Source organism: Steroidobacter sp. (assembly GCF_016790065.1).
In the GTDB taxonomy this organism is placed as follows: domain Bacteria; phylum Pseudomonadota; class Gammaproteobacteria; order Steroidobacterales; family Steroidobacteraceae; genus Steroidobacter.
On record NZ_JAEUPY010000461.1, the window covers coordinates 1 to 3,485 of the forward strand.

General features: G+C 59.5%; 3 protein-coding genes and 1 pseudogene. All 4 read left to right on the forward strand.

Annotation, left to right across the window (positions count from 1 at the left end; translation table 11 throughout):
- On the forward strand, window positions 1-983 hold a 983-nt coding region (locus tag JNL55_RS19265), incomplete at its 5' end, for an ABC transporter substrate-binding protein (RefSeq protein WP_293857359.1).
- A 67-nt stretch (window positions 984-1,050) separates the two neighbouring features.
- Window positions 1,051-2,322 carry a dicarboxylate/amino acid:cation symporter gene (locus JNL55_RS19270; protein ID WP_293857362.1) on the forward strand — a complete coding sequence of 424 codons (1,272 nt, stop codon included), beginning with the start codon at window positions 1,051-1,053 and terminating at the stop codon, window positions 2,320-2,322.
- Window positions 2,323-2,452: 130 nt separating this feature from the next.
- On the forward strand, window positions 2,453-3,157 hold the full coding sequence (locus JNL55_RS19275) for a hypothetical protein (RefSeq protein ID WP_293857365.1): 705 nt from the start codon (window positions 2,453-2,455) through the stop codon (window positions 3,155-3,157).
- Window positions 3,158-3,250: 93 nt separating this feature from the next.
- Window positions 3,251-3,485: pseudogene (locus JNL55_RS19280) on the forward strand (citrate transporter); the annotation flags it as partial.

A 3,485-nucleotide genomic window follows, 5' to 3' on the forward strand; every position in this document is an offset into this window, starting at 1 on the left:
TCCGCATGACCATCGATGACGGCGCCATGATTCCGCGCCTGGCTGAGTCGCTGGGATACTTGCGCGAGCAAGGCTTGGAGCTGGAAGAGATCGATATTCACGGGCTCACGCCCAATGACTTCGAGATGCAGCAGCCGTTGATCGACGGTCGCGTCGATGTCGCTTATCACTGGTTCCAGCATTCCGTGTTCGGTGCTCGCCATGACCTGCCGATCAAGGCCGTGATGGCAATCACTGACGCGCCCGGCATGACGGTGCTGGTGGCCAATCGAGTCAAGGATCAGATTCGAGGTGCCGCGGATCTCAAAGGGCGTCACGTTGCTGAAGGTGCGGCTTACGCGACCAAGAGCACGCTCATGAACTATCTGGCACTTCGCGAAGGACTGGCACCTCGCAGTTACGTCGCAGTGGCTCAGCAAACAGCCGGGCGGCAAGAGAAAATCATTCAAGGCCTCGAGGCTGGCGGCGTGGACGTAGTTGCGTGCATGGAACCGCAGACGGCTGCGATCCGGGCGACGCAAAGAGTTTCGACACTCTATGACTTGACCAGCAAGGCGGCAACCACCGAGCTGCTGGGGGCGTCACTGCCGTCGGAATCCTTGCTGATGGCGCCGGCATTCATCGAGCAGCAGCCGGAGACCGCACAGCGCATCGTGAATGCGTTCGTGAAGACCATGCGCTTCGTGAACAGCTCCACCGCGGAGCAGATCGCCGATGCTCTGCCGTCGAACTACTTCGAGGGCAAGGTGCGCGATGCCGAGATCGAACGCATTCGGAATACTCTGCCTAGCTACGCCCAGGGTAACTACGCCTTCGCAGACAAGGACGTGGCCTTGTTGGTCGACACCATCGTGAAGTTTCCCTTCGATGACAGTCCGGCCGGGCAGTGGCGCAACACGTCGCTGCATTCCAACCTCGAGCCTGCGGCGCTTTACACCAATGACTTGGTGCTCAAAGCGATGCAAACGTTCCCCGCCAACTGAGGTGGGGCCGTATGCGTCTTGGCGACGCACGGCCATCAGCTGACGAGACATCCGGCCGGGGGCTTCATTGACTGCATCAGCTACCAGCGTGCCGTTCTATCGGACGCTTTATTTCCAGGTGCTCGTGGCGATTGTCTGCGGGGTACTGCTGGGCCATTTCGCCCCGGAACTCGGCGCGTCGCTCAAGCCGCTCGGCGATGGCTTCATCAAGCTGATCAAGATGCTGATCGCGCCCATCATCTTCTGCACGGTGGTGACCGGCATCGCCGGCATGGAGCACATGAAGCAGGTGGGCCGAACCGGTGGGCTGGCACTGCTGTACTTCGAAGTCGTGAGCACGGTGGCGCTGATCGTCGGCTTGGTGATCGTCAACTTGGTTCGTCCCGGCGACGGCATGCATGTCGATGCCAGCACGCTGGACGCTGCCGCAGTCAGTCAATACGCCGGTCCAGGAAAGATGCAGAGCACCACCGAGTTCCTGCTCAACATCATTCCAGTGAGCGTGGTGGATGCGTTCGCGAAGAACGAGATTCTGCAGGTGTTGTTGTTCGGTTTGTTGTTCGGTTTCGCTCTGCAACGGCTGGGCGGCCGCGAAGCGCTGGTGTACCAGTTCATCGATCGCGTGTCGCACGTGTTGTTCGACATCGTCAACATGGTGATGAAGGTGGCGCCTATCGGTGCGTTCGGCGCGATGGCTTTTACTATCGGCAAGTACGGCGTCGCGACGCTGCTGTCCTTGGGCAAGTTGATGCTGTGTTTCTATGCGACGTGCCTGATTTTCATCCTGCTGGTGCTCGGTGCCATCGCGCGGCTGCATGGTTTTCGCATTCTGGCGTTCATTCGCTATATCAAGGATGAGTTGCTGATCGTGCTGGGCACTTCGTCTTCGGAGTCTGTGCTGCCGCGGATGTTGGCGAAGATGGAGAATCTGGGCGTGCGCAAATCGGTGGTCGGCTTAGTGATCCCCACCGGCTACTCCTTCAACTTGGACGGCACATCGATTTATCTGACCATGGCTGCAGTGTTTCTGGCGCAGGCCACTGACACTCCGCTGGATCTGTCGCATCAGTTGACGCTGCTAGCTGTGCTGCTGCTCACATCCAAAGGTGCAGCTGGTGTTACCGGCAGCGGCTTCATCGTGCTCGCGGCGACATTGTCGGCGGTGGGTACTGTGCCGGTGGCAGCGTTGGCACTGATCCGTGGCATCGATCGATTCATGTCTGAGGCGCGTGCGCTTACCAATCTGATCGGCAACGGCGTCGCGACAGTCGTCGTCGGCAAGTGGAGTGGCGATCTCGACGAAGCTCGTTTGCGCGAACAATTGTCGGAGCGCCAGTAGCAAATGTATGAGCTGACGATTCGCTGACGGTTCTCGTAGAGCTGCCGTCAGCTTGTATCTAATAAAATTTGTTCGCGGCGGCGTGCGCGCTGCCGATTCTCGAACAAACAGTCATGATCAGGAGACCGAGATGAAGCATCGATCAGTTGGAATTATCGCGCGCGTCGTGGGCGCGGTTGCTCTTACGATGACAGTCGCATTGCCGGCGCTGGCGCGCCCTGTGTTCGCCATCATCACTGTGCCCGTGGGCGCCAAGGCGCCGGCGGGGTTGCAAGCGAAAATTGCCGCAGCTCGAGAAGCGGGCACCGTGACGAACTCTTTGTGGATCGACAGCACCCAGGCGAAAGATGCCGGATTTGCGTCGCTCGCGACGTTGGAGTTCCCCAATGAGGGCAGCTATGCCGCATGGACCAAGCAGAATGCAGTGACGGCGCCGGTGACACTCAAGCGCGCGGAGTTATTGACGCACGGTGACAATCGACCGCGCGATTCCAGCAAGTCGGTGTTCAAGGTCAACCACTATCTGCTCAAGGTCGATAACGCCAAGTATCAGGACTTCGCCGACGGCTATATCGCGCCATTGATGGAAGGTCAGCGCGATGCGGGCCTGCTGGCGAGCTATGCCATGTACAGCGAAGTGGGCGCGGTAGGTAAGTCGCAGGCGTTACTGATCGCCGAGTATCCCAACCAGGCGACCTTCGATCGCACCACGCCGATCAAAGACGCGCTGCGGACCACGCTGCTGAAGAAGCATCCCGAATACGCGAAGTACGATCCGATCAAGGATTCGCTCCGTGACAGCGTGAGCGAGACGCTCGCGGGTCTGGGCAAGTAACGCAGCGAGCTGCGATCAAGGCGGCCCAACCCCGTGTTGGGCCGTCGACAAGTAACTAGATAGCCCTAACGGCTACAACTTCAGGGGTTACCCATGCTGACGATCCTCGGTTTCGGGATGGTCGCGACATTCATGTTCCTGATCATGACCAAGCGCCTGTCGCCGCTGGTCGCGTTGATCCTCATCCCGGTGCTATTCGCACTGGTGGCCGGTTTCGGCGGCGAGGGCATCGGCACCATGATGCTCGAGGGCATTCGCACGCTGGCGCCGACCGGCGTGATGCTGATGTTCGCCATCCTGTACTTCGGCATCATGATCGATGCCGGTC

Excerpts from the sequence above, each read along its gene's own strand:
- JNL55_RS19275 (WP_293857365.1), top strand. The coding sequence starts at position 2,453 with ATGAAGCATCGATCAGTTGGAATTATCGCGCGCGTCGTGGGCGCGGTT.